General features: G+C 74.4%; 21 protein-coding genes and 1 pseudogene. 15 read left to right on the forward strand and 7 right to left on the reverse strand.

Features of this window, described 5'->3' with window-relative positions; all coding sequences use genetic code 11:
* The first annotated feature begins 18 nt into the window (after positions 1-18).
* On the forward strand, positions 19-672 hold the full coding sequence (locus EV189_RS17390; RefSeq protein WP_231116524.1) for an HAD family hydrolase: 654 nt from the start codon (positions 19-21) through the stop codon (positions 670-672).
* A 47-nt stretch (positions 673-719) separates the two neighbouring features.
* On the opposite strand, the gene EV189_RS17395 is transcribed toward EV189_RS17390, so the two are convergent.
* The 4 genes from EV189_RS17395 to EV189_RS17410 form a co-directional block, all read right to left on the reverse strand.
* Complete coding sequence (locus EV189_RS17395; RefSeq protein ID WP_130494268.1) at positions 720-3,278, reverse strand: ABC transporter permease; 2,559 nt, start codon at positions 3,276-3,278, stop codon at positions 720-722.
* 3 nt (positions 3,279-3,281) lie between these two features.
* Positions 3,282-4,046 carry an ABC transporter ATP-binding protein gene (locus EV189_RS17400; RefSeq protein ID WP_130494269.1) on the reverse strand — a complete coding sequence of 255 codons (765 nt, stop codon included), beginning with the start codon at positions 4,044-4,046 and terminating at the stop codon, positions 3,282-3,284.
* A 171-nt stretch (positions 4,047-4,217) separates the two neighbouring features.
* A complete protein-coding gene (locus EV189_RS17405) occupies positions 4,218-4,895 on the reverse strand; it encodes a response regulator (protein ID WP_130494270.1) in 678 nt (225 codons plus the stop codon).
* On the reverse strand, positions 4,892-6,151 hold the full coding sequence (locus tag EV189_RS17410) for a sensor histidine kinase (RefSeq protein WP_130494271.1): 1,260 nt from the start codon (positions 6,149-6,151) through the stop codon (positions 4,892-4,894). Before EV189_RS17410 ends, EV189_RS17405 begins: the two co-directional genes overlap by 4 nt.
* A 98-nt stretch (positions 6,152-6,249) precedes the next feature.
* On the opposite strand from EV189_RS17410, the gene EV189_RS17415 reads away from it, so the two are divergent.
* From EV189_RS17415 to EV189_RS17430, 4 genes and pseudogenes are all read left to right on the forward strand, one after another.
* On the forward strand, positions 6,250-7,053 hold the full coding sequence (locus EV189_RS17415) for a site-2 protease family protein (protein WP_130494272.1): 804 nt from the start codon (positions 6,250-6,252) through the stop codon (positions 7,051-7,053).
* Positions 7,050-7,976, forward strand: coding sequence for a tRNA (adenine-N1)-methyltransferase (locus tag EV189_RS17420; RefSeq protein ID WP_130494273.1), 927 nt, complete (start codon positions 7,050-7,052; stop codon positions 7,974-7,976). Before EV189_RS17415 ends, EV189_RS17420 begins: the two co-directional genes overlap by 4 nt.
* Positions 7,977-8,197: 221 nt before the next feature.
* Positions 8,198-9,796, forward strand: a pseudogene (arc, locus tag EV189_RS17425) (proteasome ATPase); the annotation flags it as partial.
* Between the two features lie 62 nt (positions 9,797-9,858).
* On the forward strand, positions 9,859-10,290 hold the full coding sequence (locus EV189_RS17430) for a VOC family protein (RefSeq protein ID WP_130494275.1): 432 nt from the start codon (positions 9,859-9,861) through the stop codon (positions 10,288-10,290).
* On the opposite strand, the gene EV189_RS17435 is transcribed toward EV189_RS17430, so the two are convergent.
* Positions 10,176-11,045 carry a CPBP family glutamic-type intramembrane protease gene (locus tag EV189_RS17435; RefSeq protein ID WP_130494276.1) on the reverse strand — a complete coding sequence of 290 codons (870 nt, stop codon included), beginning with the start codon at positions 11,043-11,045 and terminating at the stop codon, positions 10,176-10,178. The two genes, EV189_RS17430 and EV189_RS17435, sit on opposite strands and share 115 nt — an antisense overlap.
* A gap of 86 nt (positions 11,046-11,131) precedes the next feature.
* On the opposite strand from EV189_RS17435, the gene EV189_RS17440 reads away from it, so the two are divergent.
* The 4 genes from EV189_RS17440 to EV189_RS17450 are packed head-to-tail and all read left to right on the forward strand — an operon-like array spanning position 11,132 to position 13,695.
* Complete coding sequence (locus EV189_RS17440) at positions 11,132-11,344, forward strand: DUF2277 domain-containing protein (RefSeq protein ID WP_130494277.1); 213 nt, start codon at positions 11,132-11,134, stop codon at positions 11,342-11,344.
* Positions 11,345-11,348: 4 nt separating this feature from the next.
* On the forward strand, positions 11,349-11,837 hold the full coding sequence (locus EV189_RS17445) for a hypothetical protein (RefSeq protein ID WP_130494278.1): 489 nt from the start codon (positions 11,349-11,351) through the stop codon (positions 11,835-11,837).
* Positions 11,838-11,845: 8 nt separating this feature from the next.
* Entirely contained in the window at positions 11,846-12,958 is a 1,113-nt protein-coding gene (locus EV189_RS20355) for an ATP-grasp domain-containing protein (RefSeq protein ID WP_165400364.1), read from the forward strand.
* Positions 12,940-13,695, forward strand: coding sequence for a glycosyltransferase family 2 protein (locus EV189_RS17450; protein WP_165400365.1), 756 nt, complete (start codon positions 12,940-12,942; stop codon positions 13,693-13,695). Before EV189_RS20355 ends, EV189_RS17450 begins: the two co-directional genes overlap by 19 nt.
* On the opposite strand, the gene EV189_RS17455 is transcribed toward EV189_RS17450, so the two are convergent.
* Positions 13,676-14,329, reverse strand: a complete 654-nt coding sequence (locus EV189_RS17455) for a N5-glutamine methyltransferase family protein (RefSeq protein ID WP_165400366.1) — start codon at positions 14,327-14,329, stop codon at positions 13,676-13,678. The two genes, EV189_RS17450 and EV189_RS17455, sit on opposite strands and share 20 nt — an antisense overlap.
* 94 nt (positions 14,330-14,423) lie before the next feature.
* Between EV189_RS17455 and dop the strand changes: the two genes are divergently transcribed.
* The 6 genes from dop to EV189_RS17485 are packed head-to-tail and all read left to right on the forward strand — an operon-like array spanning position 14,424 to position 19,256.
* The gene (gene dop, locus EV189_RS17460) at positions 14,424-15,944 is read left to right on the forward strand and encodes a depupylase/deamidase Dop (protein WP_130494281.1); all 1,521 of its coding nucleotides are present in this window, start codon (positions 14,424-14,426) and stop codon (positions 15,942-15,944) included.
* 43 nt (positions 15,945-15,987) lie between these two features.
* Positions 15,988-16,197 (forward strand): ubiquitin-like protein Pup, encoded by a 210-nt coding sequence (locus EV189_RS17465; protein ID WP_130494282.1) that lies wholly within the window; start codon positions 15,988-15,990, stop codon positions 16,195-16,197.
* Positions 16,198-17,025 carry a proteasome subunit beta gene (gene prcB, locus EV189_RS17470; RefSeq protein WP_130494283.1) on the forward strand — a complete coding sequence of 276 codons (828 nt, stop codon included), beginning with the start codon at positions 16,198-16,200 and terminating at the stop codon, positions 17,023-17,025.
* Positions 17,026-17,067: 42 nt separating this feature from the next.
* Positions 17,068-17,874, forward strand: coding sequence for a proteasome subunit alpha (gene prcA / locus EV189_RS17475; RefSeq protein ID WP_130494284.1), 807 nt, complete (start codon positions 17,068-17,070; stop codon positions 17,872-17,874).
* Between the two features lie 52 nt (positions 17,875-17,926).
* Positions 17,927-18,337, forward strand: coding sequence for a ChaB family protein (locus EV189_RS17480; protein ID WP_130494285.1), 411 nt, complete (start codon positions 17,927-17,929; stop codon positions 18,335-18,337).
* A 34-nt stretch (positions 18,338-18,371) separates the two neighbouring features.
* On the forward strand, positions 18,372-19,256 hold the full coding sequence (locus EV189_RS17485; RefSeq protein WP_130494286.1) for a DNA-3-methyladenine glycosylase family protein: 885 nt from the start codon (positions 18,372-18,374) through the stop codon (positions 19,254-19,256).
* Here EV189_RS17485 and EV189_RS17490 read toward each other — a convergent pair.
* Positions 19,229-19,681, reverse strand: a complete 453-nt coding sequence (locus EV189_RS17490) for a hypothetical protein (RefSeq protein ID WP_130494287.1) — start codon at positions 19,679-19,681, stop codon at positions 19,229-19,231. The two genes, EV189_RS17485 and EV189_RS17490, sit on opposite strands and share 28 nt — an antisense overlap.
* Positions 19,682-19,702: the final 21 nt, after the last annotated feature.

Consider the following 19,702-nt stretch of genomic DNA (forward strand, 5'->3'; position numbering starts at 1 on the left):
CCACTTGGAAGGACCCGCGTGAGCGACCTGCAGGCCGTCTTCTTCGACATGGACGGCACCCTCGTGCACACCGAGAGCACCTGGCTCGACGCCGAGATCGCCGTCGCCGAGCAGCTCGGCGGGACGTGGACGCCGGAGGACCAGGCGGCGCACGTCGGCGGGCCGCTGCCCAAGGTGGGCGCGTCGATCCTGCGCAGCGCGGGGCGCGACGACCTCACCCCCGACGAGGTGGGTGAGCTGCTCAACGCCGAGGTCGAGCGGCTGCTGCGCACGGGCCCCGTCCACTGGATGCCCGGCGCCAAGGAGCTCCTCGACGAGGTGCTCGCCGCGGGCGTGCCGGTCGCGCTCGTGTCCGCGTCGTACCGCCGGCTGGTCGACGCGGTCCTCGCGGCCGTGGGCGACGCGTTCACCACGACGGTCGCCGGGGACGAGGTGGCGGAGCTGAAGCCCGCGCCGCACGCGTACCTCGAGGCGGCGCGGCGCCTCGGTGTCGAGCCCGCCCGATGCGTGGTGCTCGAGGACTCCCCGACCGGCGTACGCGCCGGCGAGGCCGCCGGCTGCCCGGTCGTCGCCGTCCCGTCGGTCGCCCCGGTGGAGCCGGCACCCGGCCGCACGGTCGTCACCTCGCTCGAGCAGGTCGACCTCGACCGGCTGCGCAGGCTCGTGCGCTGACCCGCCCCCCGCGGCGGGTCAGCGCACGAGCACGACCGGGACGGCGCTCAGTCGGCCGCGATCGCCCGCAGGACGTCGAGGCGCGAGGCGCGCCGCGCGGGCCAGACCGCGGCGAGCACGCCGACGACCGCGGCCAGCACGAGGAACACCACGATCTGCACGCCCGGGACCCGCGTCGCCGAGAGCCCGCTGCTGCGCACCATCTGCAGCAGCACCAGGCCGAGCACGAGGCCCAGCACGATCCCGAGCACGGCGCCGAAGACCGAGATGACGACGGACTCGTAGCGCACCATGCGGCGCAGCTGGCGCCGGCTCATCCCGACCGCCCGGAGCAGGCCGATCTCCCGCGTGCGCTCCACCACCGACAGCGCCAGCGTGTTGATGATGCCGAGCACGGCGATGACGATGGCCAGCCCCAGCAGGCCGTAGATCAGCGCGAGCAGTTGGTCGACGGACTTGCGCTGGGCGTCGCCGAACTGCTTCTGGTCCTGCAGCTGGAGGTTCGGGTACTGCCCCATGACCCTGTCGAGCTCCGGCCGCACCGTGGCGTCCTTGGCGCCGGAGGCCAGCGAGACGTAGAGGAACTGGTCGTGCTGGGCCCCGCCCAGCGTGTCCCACGTGCTCAGCGGGATCGTCCAGGACTGCAGTGCGGCGTTCGCCTTGACGACCGCGCCGACCGCGATGGTGGTGGACTGCCCGCTCGGGAACGTGATGCGCAGCGGGCTGCCGACACCGACGTGGTGCGACTTCGCGGTGTCGGTGAGGACGATCGCCTTGCCCTGCGAGAGCGCGTCGGCGGAGCCGGACACGACCTGCAGGTGCACCGCGTCGGTGAAGCCCGCCGCGTCGTCGGCCGCCACCGACGCGCCCTTGCCGTTGATCTGGGCGCTGCCGAACCGCTCCCGGACGACGCCGGACACCCCGGGGACCTTGGCCAGCTGGTTGCCGACGTCGGTGCTGAAGGGCGCGAACGACGGGTCGGAGACGACGTACTGCGACCCCAGGGCGTCGGCGACCAGCTTGCCGACCGAGGCGTTGGCCGACGAGGCGATGACACCGATGCCCGTCACGAGCGCGAGCCCGATCATCAGCGCGGAGGCCGTCGCCGCCGTGCGCCGCGGGTTGCGCTGGGCGTTGCGCGAGGACAGTGTGCCCACGGAACCGCGCAGGCGGGCGAAGGGCGCGCCGAGCACGCGCACCACCGGGACCCCGATGACGGGGCTGAGCACGATGACGCCCACGAGCAGGCCCACGGCGCCGGCGGCGAGCAGCCAGCCCGAGGTGCTGCCGTCGGTCGCGAGCGCCCCTGCGAGGCCGGCGGCACCCAGCACGGTGATGACGGCGCCGATCGTGCTGCGGCGCCGCAGGCTCTCCGAGCCCATCGCCTGGTCGTCGCGCAGGGCGGCGACGGGCGCGACCTTCGCCGCGCGCCGGGCCGGGGCCCAGGAGGCGAGGACGGTGACGACCACGCCGACGAGCAGCCCGACGACGACCGTACGCGGGGCGAGCACGAGCCCTCCCGTGCCGAAGTCGATGCCGAGGGCCTTGAACAGCGCCCGCAGTCCGACGGCGAGGCCCATCCCGAGCGCGACCCCGATGATGCTGCCGACGAGGCCGACGACGAGCGCCTCGAGCAGCACCGAGCGCGTCACCTGGCGGCGCGAGGCGCCGAGGGCCCGCAGCAGCGCGAGCTCCCGCGTCCGCTGCGCCACGATCATCGAGAACGTGTTGAGGATGATGAACGAGCCGACGAACAGCGCGACGCCGGCGAAGACCAGCAGGAACGTCGTGATGAAGCTGAGCCCCGTCTGGATGTCGCTGGACTGCTGGTCCGCGGCTTCCTGGTGGGTCAGCACCTCGAGCTTCTGCGTGCCGGTGTCCGCGCCCTGGAGCGCCGCGCTGACGGCCGACTTCAGCTGCGCGTCGCTCGTGCCGTCCTCGCGCCACACGGAGAACGAGCTGTAGACGTCGCCCTTGCCGAGCAGGGCCTGCGCGGTCGCCGGGTCGAAGGCCGTGATGGTGGCGCCGGCCAGGCTTCCGCTGCTGCCGAACTTCATCAGCCCCACGACGGTCGCCTGCTGGCGCGGCCCCTGCGGCATGAGCAGGGTGACCCGCTGCCCGACGGCGATGTGCCCGTCCTTCGCCGCCGTGGTGTCGATGGCCACCTCGCCGGTGTGCTGCGGCACCCGCCCGGTGACGAGCTTGAGCGGCGAGTGGGCGCCGCCGCTCCAGTCGGTCCCGATCCCGGGTGCCTGGGCGTTGCCGACGGTCTTGCCCTCGCCGTCGAGCACGCGCACGCCGTCGAGGTTGACGTCGCCGTTCACCTCCGCCACACCCGGGACGGCCCGGAGGCGGGGGAGCAGGGCGGCCGGCAGGGTGAGGTCGGGCTGCTGGCCCCCGCCGAACGTGTCGGTCTCGAAGGCGGCCTTCGGCTGGACCACGACGTCGGCGGTGGCCTGGTCGAAGATGCCGTCGAAGGTCTTGCGGAGAGTGTCGGTGAAGACGAAGGACCCGGCGACGAACGCGACGCCGAGCACGACGGCGATGGCGCTCAGCGCGAGTCTGAGCTTGTGGGCCAGCAGGCCCTTGACGGTGGCGTTCAGCACGGCTCAGGACCTCCGGCCGTGCGCGTCGAACTGCTTCATCCGCTCGAGCACGAGGTCCGCCGTCGGCTGGTGCATCTCGTCGACCACACGGCCGTCGGCGAGGAACAGCACGCGGTCGGCGTACGCGGCGGCGACCGGGTCGTGGGTCACCATGACGATCGTCTGCCCCATCTCGCGCACGCTGCGCCGCAGGAAGCCGAGGACCTCGGCACCGGCGCGCGAGTCGAGGTTGCCGGTCGGCTCGTCGGCGAAGATGATCTCCGGGCGGCTGGCGAGCGCGCGGGCGCACGCCACGCGCTGCTGCTGGCCGCCGGAGAGCTGGGTCGGCTTGTGACCCAGGCGGTCGCGCAGCCCGACGGTGTCGACGACGACGTCGAGCCACTCCTTGTCGACCTTGCGGCCGGCGATGTCCAGGGGGAGCGTGATGTTCTCGACCGCGGTCAGCGTCGGCAGCAGGTTGAACGACTGGAAGATGAACCCGATCTTGTCGCGGCGCAGCCGCGTCAGCCGCTTGTCGTCGAGGCTCGTCAGGTCGACGTCCCCGATGACGATGCTGCCGCCGGTCGCGGTGTCGAGGCCGGCCACGCAGTGCATGAGGGTGGACTTGCCGGACCCGGACGGGCCCATGATCGCGGTGAACTGGCCGCGGCCGAAGTCGACGGAGACGTCGTCGAGCGCGACGACCCGGGTGTCCCCGGTGCCGTAGACCTTGCTGAGGTGCACGGCCCGCGCGGCCGTGCCGGTGCGGTCGATGGTCGAGGTGCTCATGCCCGTCCTGCCTGTCCCGTGGCGCCGCCACGTCGGGGTCCTGCGATGGTGCTCGAACGCTAGGCGCGGGCGCCCACCGCGTCGTCGTCCTGGAGGCGGCTCTTGCCCTCCTCCTCCAGGCGGAGAGGAGCCGGCCCGGGGTCCGGGTCGCGGCTCGGGGGTGGGCCGCGGTCAGCCGGCCCCGGGGCGGACGAGCCCGCTCTCGTAGGCGAACACGCACGCCTGCACCCGGTCGCGCAGGCCGAGCTTGGTCAGCACGTGGCCGACGTGGGTCTTCACGGTGGTCTCGGAGACGAACAGCTCGGTCGCGATCTCGCCGTTGGACAGCCCGCGCGCCACGAGGCGCAGCACCTCGAGCTCGCGCTCGGTGAGCCGGGCGGCGGCCTCCGGCAGCGCGGGCGCGCTCGAGGAGGGCAGCGACTCGGCGAACATGTCGAGCAGCCGGCGCGTGACCCGCGGTGCGACGACGGCGTCACCGGCGTCGACGATGCGGATCGCGTCGACGAGGTCGGCGGCCGGCACGTCCTTCAGCAGGAACGCGCTCGCGCCGGCGCGCAGGGCCTCCACGACGTACTCGTCGAGGTCGAAGGTCGTCAGCACCAGCACGCGCGAGGGCAGGCTCGCGTCGCCGACGATGCGCCGGGTCGCCTCGACGCCGTCCATGCGCGGCATGCGGATGTCCATGAGCACGACGTCGGGGCGCAGCGCCCGCGCCCGCTCGACCGCCTCGACGCCGTCGCCGGCCTCGCCGACGATCTCCAGGTCGGGCTCGCTCTCGAGGATCATCCGGAAGCCGGTCCGGAGCAGCGGCTGGTCGTCCACCAGCAGCAGGCGGATCGGGGACGTCATCGCGGCGCTTCCTCCTGGTGGTGGACGGCCCGGGTCGGGCCGCCGACGTCGACGGGGATCCGGGCCGAGACGGAGTAGCCCCCGCCGGGCCGCGGACCCACGCGCAGGGAGCCACCGTAGAGGGCCACGCGCTCCTGCATCCCGACCAGCCCGTGGCCGGAGCGCCCGGTGGGGCTGGAGAACGCCGCGGCCCCGCGGCCGGAGTCCTCGACCTCGACGTCGACCGAGGAGTCCCAGCAGCTCACGCGCACGCAGGCGGAGGTGGGGCCGGCGTGCTTGAGGGTGTTGGTCAGCGCCTCCTGCACGATCCGGTAGACCGTGAGGTCCACGCCGGCGGGCAGCCGCGCGGGCGCCCCGGCGAGGTCCATCTCGACCTCGAGGCCGGCCTCGCGGACCTTGCCGATGAGCTCCGGCAGGTCGGCCAGCCCCGGCTGCGGCGCGAGGCGCGCGGGCGCAGCGTGGTCGGTGTCCTGCTCGCGCAGCACGCCGACGATGCGGCGCATCTCCACCAGCGCGGCCCGGCCGGTGGACTCGACCGCGGCCATCGCCTCCTTCGAGCGCTCGAGGTCGCGGTCCGCGGTGCGCTGCGCCGCCGCGGCCTGCACCGTCATGACCGACAGGCTGTGCGCGACGACGTCGTGCAGCTCGCGGGCGATCCGGGCGCGCTCCTCGACGAGCGTCGCCCGCAGCTGGACGTCGCGGTCGGCCTGCAGCCGCTCCGCCCGCGCCTCGAGCTCACGGGTGTAGGCCCGCCGGTAGCGGATGGTCCGCCCGAGCGCCCACGCCGCGACGTAGATGCCGCCGTTGACGACCCCGCCGATGAAGGTGTCGTCGTACGGGTCGAGCAGCGAGACCGCGACGTACGCCGCCGCGCCCGCCCCGAGCGCGACGAGCGCCGGGGTGCGCTCGAGCAGCACGCCCACGGAGTAGAGCAGGACCAGCCCGCTGACCCCGGCGATGCCGGCGGGGTAGTGCGCGGCCGCGGCGACGGTGGCCGAGACGAGGACCACGGCGTACGAGCCGAGCGGCGAGCGCCGGCGCGTCGCCACGGGCAGCGTGCTCCCGAGCATGAGCAGGACCGCCAGCCCGTCGGGGCCGTGCAGCCGGTGCCCGGCCGTCGGGTCCGTGGCCGCGTCGTGCACCTCGTCGGGCAGGCTCAGCCCGCCGAGCAGGACGATGACGGCCGCGAGCAGCAGGTCGAGCAGGGCGGGGTGGGCGCGCCACCAGGCCCGGACGGCCTCGCCCCACCGATTCATGCCCCCACGGTAGGTGCAGGTGCAAGCGGCCACGTCCTGCTCCGGGACTGACCCGCTCGTCCTCAGGGAGGATCCGGCCCTCCGCCTACGATGCCGCGGTGGGTCGACGCGAGGTGCCGGGGCTGCGCGTGGCCAGGGTCGGCGGGGTGCCGGTCGTGCTGCGGGCGCCCGTCCTCGCCGGGGTCGTCGTCGTGGCCTGGGTGTTCGCCCCGCTCGCCGCCCGGCTCGGCGGGGTGCCGCGCGACGCGCGCTCCTACCTCGCCGGCGCGGCGTACGCCGTCCTCGTCCTGGCCTGCGTGCTCGCGCACGAGGCGGCCCACGCCTGCGCCGCGCGCCGGGCGGGGCTGCCCGTCGCCGCGGTCGAGGTCGGCGCCCTCCACGGGGGTACGCGGGTGCTGGGCGAGCCGGGCGACCCGCGCGGGGAGGCGCTGGTCGCGGCCGCCGGCCCGGCGGCGTCCCTGGTGCTCGCCGCCCTCGCGAGCGCTGCGCTGCTCCAGCCGCCGGGGCCGGGGCGGCTGCTGGCGGCCGAGCTCGTCCTCACCAACCTGCTGCTGGGCCTGGTCAACCTGCTGCCGGGGCTGCCGCTGGACGGCGGGCGGCTGCTCCTCGCGCTGCTCTGGTCGCGCGGGCGCAGCCGTGCCGACGCGGCGGCGCTGGCGGCGTGGTCGGGGATCGGGCTCGCCGGTGCCGCTGTCCTCGTCGCCCTCGCCGCCGCGGCGGCCCGGCGCGTCCCGCTCGCCGCGGCGGGGGCCGGAGCGCTGGCGGCCGCGCTGCTCGCGGCGGGCGCGGCCCGCTCGCTCGGTACGCTGCCTGCCGCCGTGCAGCGCGGCGCCCCTGCCGACGATCCCGACCAGCCCGACGAGCCAGACCAGCCCGACCAGCATCGGAGGACCAGCACGTGAGCGACGCCCCAAGCCCGCAGACCGGCGCCGAGCCCACCGGCGCCGCCAGGCGGAGGGGTGCGTTCCGGCCGGGGGACCAGGTGCAGCTCACCGACAGCAAGGGCCGGCTGTCGACGATCACGCTCGAGGCGGGCAAGGACTACCACACCCACCGCGGGTCCTTCCCGCACGACGAGCTCATCGGGCGCCAGGAGGGGTGGGTGGTGCGGACCACCGGCGGCAACGAGTACCTCGCACTGCGCCCGCTGCTGGCCGACTTCGTGCTGTCGATGCCGCGCGGCGCGACCGTCGTCTACCCGAAGGACGCCGGCCAGATCGTCGGCATGGCCGACATCTACCCCGGCTCCCGCGTCCTCGAGGCCGGTGCCGGCTCCGGCGCGCTCAGCTGCTCGCTGCTGCGCGCGGTGGGCGACGGGGGCCGCGTCGTGTCCTACGAGCGGCGCGAGGAGTTCGCCGCCGTCGCCGCGCGCAACGTGGAGACCTTCTTCGGCTCCGCGCACCCCGCGTGGGACCTGCGCCTCGGCGACCTCGTCCAGGGCCTCGCGGAGGCGGACCCGGCCGAGCGCTACGACCGGGTCGTGCTCGACATGCTGGCGCCCTGGGAGTGCCTCGCCGCCGTCGCCGGGCGGCTCGAGGCCGGCGGCGTGCTCTGCTGCTACGTCGCGACGACCACCCAGCTGTCGCGCACGGCCGAGGCGGTGCGCGAGAGCGGGGTCTTCACCGAGCCCTCCGCCTTCGAGACCATGGTCCGCGGGTGGCACCTCGAGGGCCTCGCCGTGCGGCCGGAGCACCGGATGGTCGGCCACACCGGCTTCCTGCTCACCACCCGCCGGCTCGCCGACGGCGTGGCGCCGCCCGTCCGCCGCCGCCGGCCGAGCAAGGGGGCGGCCGCCCTCGCCGAGGTCGTGGCCGCGGAGGAGTGATCCTCAGGTGCGCGTCCAGGCCCTCCGACACGAGTGGAGGACGCGCACCGAAGTCGCGGTGGCGCCGACACATCTCGCGGGTAGGGTCGGAGCCGTCGGGTCCTCGGCGTACCGCGTCGAGGAGCCCGGACCGACGGAGGTGAGTGCTCGTGACCAGTCCCTTCGAGCCGACGGGGTCCTACGACCCCGCAGCCCGGCGCGGCCCTGACGACGTCCACGCCCGCCTCGCGGCCGCCCAGGTGCAGAACGAGCGGCTGGTCTCCACCCTGCGCGAGGCGCGCAACCAGATCGTGGCCCTCAAGGAGGAGGTCGACCGGCTCGCGCAGCCGCCGGCCGGCTTCGGCACCTTCCTCGAGCGCGTCGAGGGCGAGGAGCCCGTCGTCGACATCATGAGCGGCGGCCGCAAGCTCCGCGTGACGGTGAGCCCCGGGGTCGAGGTCGAGGCGCTCCGCCGCGGCCAGGAGGTCCTGCTCAACGAGGCGATGAACGTCGTCGCCGCCCTCGGCTTCGAGTCGGTCGGCGAGATCGTCCTGCTCAAGGAGGTCCTCGCCGACGGCGACCGCGCGCTCGTGCTGAGCCGCACCGACGAGGAGCGCGTGGTCCGCCTCGCCGAGCCGCTCAAGGACGGCCCGCTGCGCGCCGGCGACTCGCTGCTCATGGAGCCGCGCTCCGGCTACGTCTACGAGCGGGTGCCCAAGTCGGAGGTCGAGGAGCTCGTCCTCGAGGAGGTCCCCGACATCGAGTACTCCGCGATCGGTGGCCTGCGCGCGCAGATCGAGCAGATCCGCGACGCCGTCGAGCTGCCCTACCTCCACGCCGACCTGTTCCGCGAGCACCGGCTGCGCCCGCCGAAGGGCGTGCTGCTCTACGGCCCCCCGGGGTGCGGCAAGACGCTCATCGCCAAGGCGGTCGCGAACTCCCTCGCCAAGAAGGTCGCCGAGGTCACCGGACGCCCGCAGGGCAAGAGCTTCTTCCTCAACATCAAGGGCCCGGAGCTGCTCAACAAGTACGTCGGCGAGACCGAGCGGCACATCCGCCTGGTCTTCCAGCGCGCCCGCGAGAAGGCCTCCGAGGGCGTGCCCGTCATCGTCTTCTTCGACGAGATGGATTCGCTGTTCCGCACCCGCGGCTCGGGCGTGAGCTCCGACGTCGAGAACACCATCGTCCCGCAGCTGCTCAGCGAGATCGACGGCGTCGAGGGCCTGCAGAACGTCATCGTCATCGGGGCGTCCAACCGCGAGGACATGATCGACCCCGCGATCCTGCGGCCCGGCCGGCTGGACGTGAAGATCAAGATCGAGCGCCCGGACGCCGAGTCCGCGCGCGACATCTTCGCGAAGTACGTCACCCCGGACCTGCCGCTGCACGCCGAGGACCTCGCCGAGTTCGGCGGCAACCGCGAGGCCGCGGTGCAGGGGATGATCCAGCGCACCGTCGAGCGGATGTACGACGAGGTCGAGGAGAACCGCTACCTCGAGGTCACCTACGCCAACGGTGACAAGGAGGTCCTCTACTTCAAGGACTTCAACTCGGGCGCGATGATCCAGAACGTCGTCGACCGCGCGAAGAAGATGGCCATCAAGGACTTCCTCGAGAGCGGGCAGAAGGGCCTGCGGATGTCCCACCTGCTCGTCGCGATCACCGACGAGTTCAAGGAGAACGAGGACCTCCCCAACACCACCAACCCCGACGACTGGGCCCGGATCTCCGGCAAGAAGGGCGAGCGGATCGTCTACATCCGCACGCTCGTCACCGGCAAGCAGGGCTCGGAGGCCGGCCGCTCCATCGACACCGTCGCCAACACGGGGCAGTACCTCTAGGCAGCGTCAAGCGGTCAGCAGTCAGCGGTTAGCGCCTGGCGGGCCCCGGGAAGGGGCCCGCCATGGCGCTCTCGGTCTACTCCACGGTGCTCAACACCCGCGACCTGCAGCGGTCGTACGCGTTCTGGAGCGAGCTGCTCGGCGCTCGTCCGCGCGACGCCGACCAGGGCCTGGACGACTTCGTCGCGAACCAGTGGGTGACGCTGGTGCTCCCGGGCGGCGGTCGCCTCGCGCTGCAGGGCGGCACCGTCGAGCACGTGGAGCGCGACCAGCCGATCCACCTCGACCTCGTCGCGGACGACCGCGACACCGAGGTCGCCCGCGCGACCTCGCTCGGCGCCGAGCTGGTCGCCGACTGGCCCTACCCCGACGACGCGGACTACACGGTGCTGCGCGACCTCGACGGCCACCTGTTCTGCATCGTCGACGCGGAGCTGCCCGACGTCGCGGCCGGGGAGCTCGGAGCGGTCGACGTGGTGGTGTCCTCCGCCTGAGGGCGCCGCCGGCGCACGAGCCGCAGCGTGCCGCGGCCGAGGGCCAGGACCAGCACGGCGAGGACGAGCAGCTCGAAGACCGCCCGCACCAGCAGCGACCAGTGCGCGCCGAGGCTCAGCAGGTCCCAGGCGCTGTGCGCGACGACCAGGGGAAGCACCCGGCCCGTGCGCCAGACCAGCACGAACGCCGTGACCGCCCACGGCAGCAGCCCGAGGACGGGCAGCCCGTAGTACACGTGGAACGAGAGCCGCACCAGCACGAGGACGAGGCCCGCCCGCCACGGCGGCTCCCCGGCCCGGCGGAGGAGCAGCGCCGGCAGCGCGAGCAGCGCCAGCTCCTCGGTGGGCCCGGCGAGCGCGGAGGAGACGAGGGTCGGCAGCGCGTACCACGCCCCGCCGTACGGGTAGCCGCTCGAGCCGGCGAGCCCCATGAGGACGCCGCCGAGGAGCAGCGCCGTGAGGTACGCGAGGGCGCAGTCCAGGTCGCGCACCCGCCGACCGCGCGGCGCCGGCGCGAGGCCGAGCTCCGCGAGCCCCAGCCCGGAGAGCCGGGCGAGGCAGCCGACCAGCGCGAGCACCGCGGCCCCCGTCGCGAGCAGCTGGACCGCCCCGAGGGCGGCCGCCGCCGGGCCGATCGTCCCGCGCTCGCGGGCGTGCGCCGCGACCAGCAGGGCGGAGACGAGCCCCGGCCCCCAGCCCACGAGGTAGAGCAGGCCGAGCACGGCGTACGCGGTCCGGCGCGAGGGGGCGGTCACAGGAGGATCCTGCCGCTCTTGCCGCTCTGCCGCTCTGCCGGTCTGCCGCTCTGGCGCCGAGCGCGGGTCGGGCCTACGGTGCCCTCGTGTGCCGGAGCATCAAGACCCTGCGCGAGCCGTTCACCTCCGACGTGACCGAGGAGGAGGTGCACGCGGCGGCCCTGCAGTACGTCCGCAAGGTCAGTGGCTTCCGCGCCCCCGCCAAGCACAACCAGGAGGCCTTCGACGAGGCTGTCGAGGCGGTGACGGCCGCGACCCGCGAGCTGCTCGGCTCGCTGGTCGTCCGCGGCGCCGGCTGACCCCGTGGCCGGGACCGTCCTGCTCATGGGGGCCGGCCTCGTCTTCTTCGCCGTGCTCGCGGTCGTCGCGGTGACCGTGGCGGCACGCGTCGAGTCGGGGCGGCGCCGCGGGTGGGAGCTCACCGCGGCGGAGTGGGGGATGAGCTACCAGGTGGGCGACCCGCTGCGGCTGCGCGCCCGGCTCGGGCTCGACGTGGACCGCACCATGTGGGGCCGCGTGGACGGCGTCGACGTCGCTGTGGTCGTCGTCGAGCGGACGGCGGTCGACCGCGCGCTGCTCGAGCCGGTCGCCGTCGCCGTGGCGCGGCTGGCCGACCCCGCGGCGGCGGCGGCCCGCGTCCCCGGGCTGCGCGTCGACCAGCGCCACGACCTCGTCGTCGCGCAGCCGGCCGGGCGGCCGCTGCGCCCGGTGGGCACGACGCCCTCGCCCGCGGAGGGCGTCGACCTGCTCACCGGCCTGCTGGTGCTGCTGGGGCGCTCGCCCGCTGAGTAGGGTGCGGCGTGCGCTGGATCTGGTCGGAGCAGGTGCGCGACAGCCGCCTGCCCGGACGCTGGGAGCAGCGCCTCGAGTCGCGCGCGGGTTGGAGGCTGCGGCGCTGGGCCTCGCCGGTGCAGCCGCTCGCCTGGCTCGCCACCGGCACGCCCCCGAGCCGCCAGGGGTACGCGCCCGGCCCGCTCACGGCGCTGCGCACCGCGCACCACCGCCGGCTCGACCGCGCGTACCGGCTCTGCCTGCTCGAGGGGCCGTCGACCGGCCCGCGCTTCAGCCCGGTCACGGCGTACTGGGTCAACGAGCGCAGCCGCGTGGTGCGCGCCGAGGTCGACGGCGACCCGGCGGAGGCCGACCTCGTCTGGGTGCACGCGCAGGACCCGCTGGCACCGGCGGCCCGTGCCTGGGTCGAACGCGCGCTGGAGCGGGTGCGCCCGGGCACGCCCGTCGTGAACCCGCCCTCGGCGTACGACTCGTACCACCTGCCGGGCACCTTCGAGCGGCTGCGCGCCGCCGGCGTCCGCGTCCCCGACCCCGAGCCGCGCGTGGGGGAGCTCGCGGTGGTGAAGGGCCCCGGGCAGGCGAGCCGCAAGGAGCTGCGCCGCTTCGACGGCGTGCTCGGGCCCGGGGAGCGGGCCTTCGCGTACGTCGACGCGCGCAGCCGGGACGGGCTGCACCGGCGCTGGCGGGCGTTCAGCTGGCTCGGCACCGTGCACGCGGGTGACGTGCTCGCGAGCCGGCACTGGGAGGTCGGGCTCGGCTCGCTGGAGGTGCACGAGCCGGTCTTCGCCCTGAGCGCGGACGACGAGGAGCAGGTGCGCCGCGTGGGGGAGGTGCTGGGGCTGGGGTGGTTCTGCGTCGACCTCGTCCGCGGCCCCGACGGGCTCGCCGTGGTCACCGACGTCAACGTCTACCCGACCCCGGTCATCGCCGCGTTCGTCGACCGGCGGCTCGACTGCCGGGGCCGTTGGCACTTCCTCGACACACCCGCGAGGATGGGCCTCGCCGAGCCGCAGGGCCGCTTCTGGGCGCGCTTCGACGACGCGGTCGTGCGCCTGCTGCGCCCTCGGCTCAGTCCCGCCCCTCCGCTGCCGACAGGAGCGCCGTGCCCCTCGTCACCGTGATCACCCCGACGCGCAACCGGCTCGCGGTCCTCCCGCGCGCGGTCGCGAGCGTGCTCGGGCAGACCATGCCCGACCTCCAGCTGGTCGTGGTGGACGACGGGTCGAGCGACGGGACGGCCGAGTTCCTCGACAGCGTCGCCGACTCCCGGCTCACCGTGCTCCGCCAGGAGCACAGCGGCGTGTCCGTCGCCCGCAACGCGGGGCTGGCGGTGGCGCAGGGCGAGCTGGTCGCGTACCTCGACAGCGACAACACCTGGTCGCCGGAGTTCCTCGAGGTGATGACCGGCGAGCTGCGGGAGACCGACGTGCTCGCCTACTGCAACCGGCACCTGTTCCTGCTCGACGGCCCGCTCGACGACGCGCGCGTCGTGGCCCGCAAGACGCACGCGCCGTCGTACAACCCCGCGGCGCTGCTGCGGCACAACTCCATCGACACCAACGTCATGCTGCACCGCCGCTCGGTCATCGACGAGGTCGGCGGCTTCGACGAGGACCTGCACCGGCTCGTCGACTGGGACCTCGTCGTGCGGATCGTGCTGCGGCACCCGTTCGCCGTCCGCCACGTCGACCAGGTGCTCTGCGACTACCACTACTACCGGGCGGCGCAGCTGCCCAGCATCACCAACGGCCACTTCAGCGACGCCCACCTGGAGTCGCTGTTCGGCATCGGGCCGCGCGACCCGGTGGACGCGCAGGTGCTCGCGAAGATCGAGGCGGTCAGGGCCGCCGGGCGGTGAGGTAGCGGTCGCGTCCCTCCGCGTCGCGGTGGTCGGCGACGTCGAGCCAGCGGGGCGTGAAGACGGCCGGTGCCGTGCGCCCCTGCCGGTCGGAGTGCTCGACGACGAGCGAGCCGCCCGGGCGCAGCAGCCGCCACGCCGTCTGCTCGACCTCGCGGATGACGGCCAGGCCGTCGTCGCCGGCGAGCATCGCGCTGTGCGGGTTCCGCGCCTCCACCTCGGTCAGCCGGTCGAGCTCGGAGTCCGCGACGTACGGCGGGTTGCTGACGACGAGGTCGTAGCCCGACTCGCCCGGCAGCGCGTCGAGCGCGCGGGCGTGCTCGAGCCGGACGGGCAGGCCGAGCCGCTCGCCGTTGCGCCGCGTCCACACGAGCGCGTCGGCGGAGGCCTCGACCGCGACGACCTCGGCGTCGGGGCGGGCGGCGGCCACGGCGTACGCGATGGTGCCGGAGCCGGTGCAGAGGTCGACGACGCGCGGGCGGCGCACGTCGCGGAGCAGCTCGAGCACGGCGGCGACGACGCTCTCGGTCTCGGGCGCCGGGGTGAACACGCCCGGCCCGACGAGCAGCTCGACGCCGGCGATCCGCACGGTGCGGGCGACGGGCAGGGAGTCGGACGGCGCGAGGGAGGTCACGCACGGTCCTTGCCCCGGCGCCGCGCCGGTGAAGCCCGCAGAGCGCCCCGTCCGGTCCCTGCGGATCGCGACCTGCGCGCATAGGCTCTTGCCCATGACCACGCGCCGCGTGATGGGCACCGAGACCGAGTTCGGCATCAGCCTGCCCGGTGTCCCCGGGGCCAACGCGACGCTGCTGTCCTCCCAGGTCGTGAACTCCTACGCCGCGTGGGTGTCCTCGGGCCGCGCCCGACGGGCGCGCTGGGACTTCGAGGAGGAGAGCCCGCTGCGCGACGCGCGCGGCTACGACCACTCGCGCGAGCTCGCGGACCCCTCGCAGCTCACCGACGAGGACGCGGGGCTCGCCAACGTCATCCTCCCGAACGGCGCCCGCCTCTACGTCGACCACGCGCACCCCGAGTTCTCCACGCCGGAGGTCACCTCGGCCCGCGCCGCTGCGGTGTTCGACAAGGCGGGGGAGCGGATCGCCGCCCGCGGCGCGCAGCTGGCCGGGCAGGTCCCCGGCGGCGCCGCCCTCTCGATCTACAAGAACAACACCGACGGCAAGGGCGCGTCCTACGGCGCGCACGAGAACTACCTGATGCCGCGGGAGACGCCGTTCGGCGACATCGTGCGGCACCTGACGCCGTTCTTCGTCTCCCGGCAGGTCGTGTGCGGGGCGGGCCGCGTCGGGATCGGCACCGACAGCCGCACCGCCGGCTTCCAGATCAGCCAGCGCGCGGACTTCTTCGAGGTCGAGGTCGGGCTCGAGACGACGCTGAAGCGCCCGATCATCAACACGCGCGACGAGCCGCACGCCGTGGCGGAGAAGTACCGCCGGCTGCACGTGATCCTCGGTGACGCCAACCTCTCGGAGATCTCGACCTACCTCAAGGTGGGCACGACCTCGCTGGTGCTCAGCATGATCGAGCAGGGCTGGCTCGAGGGGCTCGACCTCGTGGTCGCGCACCCGGTCGCCGACCTGCGGGCGGTGAGCCACGACCCCTCCCTGCGCCACCTCGTGACGCTGCGCAACGGGCGCACGCTGACGGCCGTGCAGCTGCAGCTGGAGTACCTCGAGCAGGCCCGCAAGTTCGTGGAGGACCGCTACGGCGCCGACGCGGACGCGGAGACGCGCGACGTGCTGGAGCGCTGGGAGTCCGTGCTGACCCGGCTCGAGGCCGACCCCATGTCGCTGTCGCGCGAGCTGGACTGGGTCGCGAAGCTCGCGGTGCTCGAGGGCTACCGCTCCCGCGACGGGCTCTCCTGGTCCTCGCCGCGCCTCGGCGCCGTCGACCTGCAGTACGCCGACCTGCGCGCGGACAAGGGGATCTACAACGTCCTCGTCGCGAAGGGCCGGTTCGACCGGTTGCTCGGCGAGGAGGAGGTGCAGCGCGCGGTGCACGAGCCGCCGGAGGACACCCGTGCGTACTTCCGCGGGCGCTGCCTGGACAAGTACGCCGAGAACGTCAGCGCCGCGTCCTGGGACTCGGTCGTGTTCGACCTGCCCGGGCGTGCGTCGCTCCAGCGCGTCCCGACCGTCGAGCCGCTGCGCGGCACGAAGGCGCACGTGGGCGCGCTGCTCGACCGGTGCGCGACCGCCGAGGAGCTGGTGGCGGCGATCACCGGCGGCTAGGGCCGTGGATAGGGTGCACAGGCGAGGCGAGAGGGAGGCCACGATGGCGAGCAAGGACACCGGCGGGCAGCAGCGCGAGACCCGGCGCACCGACGACGAGGAGCTCGTCGACGAGGCTCCGGCGAGCGACCTCGAGGACCGCAAGGCCAAGCTCGACGACGACATCGACGCCATCCTCGACGAGATCGACGAGGTCGTGGAGTCCAACGCCGAGGACTTCGTGCGCGGCTTCGTGCAGAAGGGCGGGGAGTGAGTGGACGCCGGTCTGCCCGCCGCGTACCTCGTCCCGGGGAGCTCGTCGTTCACGGAGTTCCTGGCCTCCCACGCCCCTGAGCACCTGCCGGGGCGGCGCGCCCTGCCCGGCGCGACGGTGACCACCGAGGCGCCGCACGGCACGACGATCGTCGCGGTCACCTTCGAGGGCGGCGTCCTGCTGGCGGGCGACCGGCGCGCCACGATGGGCAACCTCATCGCCTCCCGCGACATCGAGAAGGTCTTCCACGCCGACGAGTTCTCCGCCGTCGGCATCGCCGGCGCGGCCGGCATCGCGGTCGAGATGGTGCGGCTGTTCCAGGTCGAGCTCGAGCACTACGAGAAGATCGAGGGCACCACGCTCTCCTTCGACGGCAAGGCCAACCGGCTCGCGACGATGATCCGGTCGAACCTGGCGCTGGCGATGCAGGGCCTCGCGGTCGTGCCGCTGTTCGCGGGCTACGACCTCGAGGCCGAGCAGGGTCGCATCTTCTCCTTCGACGTGACCGGCGGGCGCTACGAGGAGCACCGGTTCCACTCGGTGGGCTCGGGGTCGCTGTTCGCGCGCGGTGCGCTGAAGAAGCTGTTCCGCGACGGGCTGAGCGCTGACGACGCCGTGCTCTGCGCCGTCCAGGCGCTCTACGACGCGGCCGACGACGACAGCGCCACGGGCGGCCCGGACGTGACCCGGCGGATCTTCCCGGTGGTCGCGCTCGTCACCGCCGACGGCTACCGCCGGCTGTCCGACGACGAGGTCGGCACGTACGTCGACGCCGTCATCTCCGGGCGGATGGAGAACCCCGGCGGCCCGCAGGCCCCGCTCTCCTAGCCGCACCCACCCGCCAACCCCAGCAAGGAGGCCCGAGCCCCGGTGAGCATGCCGTTCTACGTCTCGCCCGAGCAGGTCATGAAGGACAAGGCGGACTACGCCCGCAAGGGCATCGCCCGCGGTCGCAGCGTGCTCGTGCTGGCGTACGCCGACGGCATCCTCTTCGTCGCCGAGAACCCCTCCCGCGCCCTGCACAAGATCTCGGAGATCTACGACCGGATCGCGTTCGCCGCGGTCGGGAAGTACAACGAGTTCGAGAACCTCCGGGTCGCGGGCGTGCGGATCGCCGACTTCCGCGGCTACGCGTACGACCGGCGTGACGTCACCGGGCGCGGGCTCGCCAACGTCTACGCGCAGACCCTCGGCACGATCTTCACCGAGACCTCGAAGCCGTACGAGGTGGAGCTCGCCGTCGCCGAGGTCGGGGAGTCCGCGGACGAGGACCAGATCTACCGGCTCACCTACGACGGCTCGGTCGCCGACGAGCGCGGGTTTGTCGCGATGGGCGGCCAGGCCGAGGCCATCAGCGCCGTGCTGCAGGAGCGCTACCGCGACGGCCTGCCGCTGGCCGAGGCCCTCCAGCTGGCCGTGGAGCTGCTGGGCCGCTTCGGCGGCGGCGGCGAGGGCCGCGTGCTCGAGCCCGCCCAGCTGGAGGTCGCCGTGCTCGACCGGGGCCGGCCGCGGCGCAAGTTCCGCCGCATCGCCGGTGCCGCGCTGTCGGCGCTGCTCGGCCGCGAGGTGCAGGACGTCGCGCTGGCCCCCGACGACCCCGCGCTGCGCGAGGTGCCCGGCCCGACGAAGCTCGCCGGCGGCGCCGTCGAGCCGCCCGGGCCCGCGCCTGAGGCCTAGGCGCTCGCGAGGCGGGGCATGATCCCGGCGACCGACAGCCGGGAGGTCTGCCATGCCGGGACGCCAGGAGCTCCCCTCCACCCTCGAGCGCTCGCCAGAGAAGGCGCAGGACACGTGGGTCGCCGCCCACGACTCCGCGGTGGAGACCTACGGCGAGGGCGAGCGGGCTCACCGCACCGCCTTCGCCGCCGTGAAGCACGGGTTCGAGAAGGTGGGCGACCACTGGGAGCCCAAGGAGGAGAAGGGCCCGAGCGACGCGCAGGCGGCCCGCGACCCGAGTGCGGGGTCGCGCCGCTCCACGGGCGGCACCGCCGGTGGCGTCGACGCCAACGCGTCCAAGGAGCACCTGCTGGGGATCGCGAAGCGGCTCGGCGTGAAGGGCCGGTCGCGCATGCGCAAGGCCGAGCTGGTCGAGGCGATCCAGCGGGCCAACGACCGGGAGACGGCCAAGGCGCGGCGCTGACCGCTCTGTCAGTGGCCCGCGGCATGCTGCGGGCATGATCGTCCTGCCGGCCTCCGGGCCGTTCTCGCTCGCCGCTGCCGCTGCGTTCTGGTCGGGCTTCCCCGCCGGGTCCGGCGACGGCCGGGGCGCCGTGCTCGAGCTCGCGTTCCCGGCGCCGCCCGGGTGGGGGACCGTCGCGGTGCGGCTCGTCGAGGATGCGGCCGGCGTCGGCGTGGACGTGCTCGAGGACGGCGGGCTGGGCGAGGGCGAGGTCGCCCGGCAGGTGGCCCAGGTGCTCTGCCTGGACGTCGACGGGTCCGGGTTCGGCGCGCTCGGGGAGCGCGACCCGGTCGTGGCCGACCTGCAGCGGGGCGCGCCGGGACTGCGCCCGGTGCTCTTCGCCACGCCGTACGAAGCGGCGGCGTGGACGGTGATCGGCAACCGCGTCCGGCAGGCGCAGGCGTCGGCGCTGCGCCGGAGGATGGCCGAGCAGCTCGGCGTCCGCGTGACGGCGTCGTCGGTGCCGGCCTTCCCGCCTCCGGCCGTGCTGGCCGGGCTGGACGGCTTCCCTGGCCTGCCCGACCCGAAGCCCGAGCGGCTGCGGGCGCTGGGCCGGGCCGCGCTCGACGGGGTGCTCGACCGCGACCGGCTGCGGGCCCTCGGGCGCGAGGAGGCCGTGGCCGAGCTGCTCCGGCTGCCCGGCATCGGGCCGTTCTCCGCCGAGCTCGTGTGGGTGCGCGGCGTCGGCGACCCCGACGCCCTCCCCACCAGCGAGCCGCGCCTGCAGGCGGCGGTGCGCGCCGCGTACGGGCTGGGGGAGGGCGCGGGGCCCGACGAGCTGCAGCGGGTCGCGGAGTCCTGGCGGCCCTACCGCTCCTGGGTGGCGCTGCTGCTGCGTGCCCGGGCCGGGGCTCAGACCTCCGGGGGCCGCGCCTCGTGACCCGGGAGGCCGTGCGTGCGCCGGTCCTCCTTCAGCTCGGCCTCGTAGACGTGGCGCTTGCCGTCGGTGAGCTCGTCGCGCACGGTCCGCTCGAGCTCGCGCACGGTCGACCAGTAGCCGTCGTCGTAGTCCTCGACGATCTGGAACGTCCAGCGGCCCTTCAGCACGTTGCGGCCGGTGAGCTCGGTGTCGATGCGGTCGGCCAGCTCCGTGTGGCCGGCCTCGCGCAGCTGGCGAGCGGCGTCCTCGATCTTGAAGTCGGCCTCGCCGGTGAGCTGGTGGAAGTCGAACAGCCGGCCGCGGGCCCGCTCCACGGTCTCGAGGGCTTCGGTGAGGCGGCCGACCGCGGCGACGGTGGCGTCGTCGAGGCCGGAGGGGCGGCGGTGGTCGTCGAGCATGCGTTCGGTGTCGGGCGCGTCGGTCATGGCTCGGGTGCTACCCCTCCT

Source organism: Motilibacter rhizosphaerae, assembly GCF_004216915.1.
GTDB lineage: Bacteria > Actinomycetota > Actinomycetes > Motilibacterales > Motilibacteraceae > Motilibacter > Motilibacter rhizosphaerae.